Genomic DNA, 1,890 nt, shown 5'->3' with positions numbered 1-1,890 from the left:
ATTTTCCACACCCATACCAAATTCTGTCAACATATATTCTTTATTCTTACCATATCTATCAACTAATTCCATGATTGTATCATAAATTGCTTCAGGATATATTTCTCAACCTCTGAATTTATTTTCACGCCTATTAGGCATATCATAACTTTCGAAGTAGTCATCAAATTTTGAAATATTATTTTTTTTAGTTGGTGCTTGGGCCCTTCTAGGTGAATAGAAATTTAAACCAATTAAATCTACATCAACTTTTGCAAGGATTGCAATATCTTTTTCCTTAAAGTTTTTGGGGAATAAATCCATCTCTTTAAGCCAAGACTTCATCCCTTTTGGTCAAGTTCCTTTAATCATAGGATCTGTTAATCCTTTGAATTGAAATAAATCCATATACATAGCAGCTTTTACATCTTCTGGATTATTTGGATCTTTTGGATAGACAATTGCTGAATTGAATATTGCACCTATTTTTTTATTTGTTTGTTTAGGTTTGATAAATTCATTAAAATAATTTACAACTAATGCATGACTCATAACAATTCCATAGGCAGCATTTACACCATTTTGATCATTATTTATTTTGGGATATTGTATATCTTTCAAGTAAGACGCTTCAGCTGGAACTCATGGTTCATTCATTGTTGTTCATATATTAACAATATCAATAAATTCATTAATTACGTACTTAGAATATTGTAGAAAATCTTGTCAAACTTCCCTAGATTCTCAGCCACCTTTTTCTTGCTCATACATCGGCATATCAAAATGAAATAATGTCACCATGGGCTCTATTCCATTTTTCTTCATTTCTGTAAAATAATCTCGGTAAAAAGCAACACCTTCTTTTGAAGCGGGTTGTTCCATTCCGTTAGGAAATATTCTCGCTCATGAAATAGATGTTCTACTAGAATTAATACCAATGCCCTTTCACATTTGAATATCCTCTTTGTATCTTCTTGTTATATCAATCGTTGTTTCAGGTCCAACTTCGTCAAAGAAATCATTAGGTTCTTCCTCGTACCATTGTTCATAAACAGTTTTTGCTTTTGGTGTTTTGCCTTTACCTTCAGTTTGTTCAGCAGAAATTGCACCACCTCATAAAAACCCTTTTGGGAATTCTATTTTTTCCATATTTTCTCCTTAAATTATTTTGAAAGTTCACTCACTTTTCGTATAAAAGTATCGTAATTATAGAGAGTTTCCCCACTAAGTTCCGTTAATCTACCTTTGCTAAAATAAACCACGGTAGGTGTCCCAGGTGTGATTCCATAATGTTTCTTTAAATAAAATAATATAGTATTAATTTCTTTTGCAGAAGCATCGTTATCATCGTTTTTTCTTGGGTATGCATTTGGTAAGTTATGATTTCTATCAGCTATATCTTCAATTTGATATATTGTGATATTTTTTGGATGTTTTGCAAGGAATTGTCCTCAAACACCTTTTTTACTAACATAGCCCACATCACCTTTGTGATCTTCCATATTCACGGCGTCATAAACTTTGCCATTTTCTTTATATGCTTTTTCTCCACTTACAAACATTCTGCAAGAAGGACATGCAGTAGAACCGATATATAAAACTGCTTTTTCTTTAGAGTTTGATTCAATTTTTTTAATCACTTCGTTTGCTGTCATACTCTTTTTAGACTCTCCACAGGAAGCAACAACTAACGGTGCAACAAAAAGCATTAGTGTAGGTGCTAAAAATAATGATTTTTTAATTCTTTTTTTCATGTTTCTCCTAATAAATATTTTTAAATATTTATATTAATAAGTTTTCAAGGAACAACTTGTTCTCCATTGAAATCAATAGTTTTCTCGCTTATATTTAAAACTCTCATTTTAATTTCTTCATTAACATCTTTATAAAGGGCTCTAATTACTAAACCCT

Annotated in this window: 2 protein-coding genes; both read right to left on the bottom strand. The window is 30.9% G+C overall.

What is annotated here, in order from left to right:
- On the bottom strand, positions 1 to 1,128 hold a 1,128-nt coding region (locus C4B24_RS04695; protein WP_131599622.1), incomplete at its 3' end, for a glycoside hydrolase family 1 protein.
- Between the two features lie 14 nt (positions 1,129 to 1,142).
- Positions 1,143 to 1,733, bottom strand: coding sequence for a hypothetical protein (locus C4B24_RS04690; RefSeq protein WP_131599621.1), 591 nt, complete (start codon positions 1,731 to 1,733; stop codon positions 1,143 to 1,145).
- Positions 1,734 to 1,890 lie beyond the last annotated feature (157 nt).

Origin of the sequence: Mycoplasma marinum (genome assembly GCF_004335975.1) — a bacterium.
In the GTDB taxonomy this organism is placed as follows: Bacteria; Bacillota_I; Bacilli_A; order Mycoplasmatales; family Metamycoplasmataceae; genus Mycoplasma_K; species Mycoplasma_K marinum.
The sequence above is the reverse complement of the archived record's forward strand: the minus strand, read 5'-3'. Positions and strand labels throughout refer to the sequence as shown.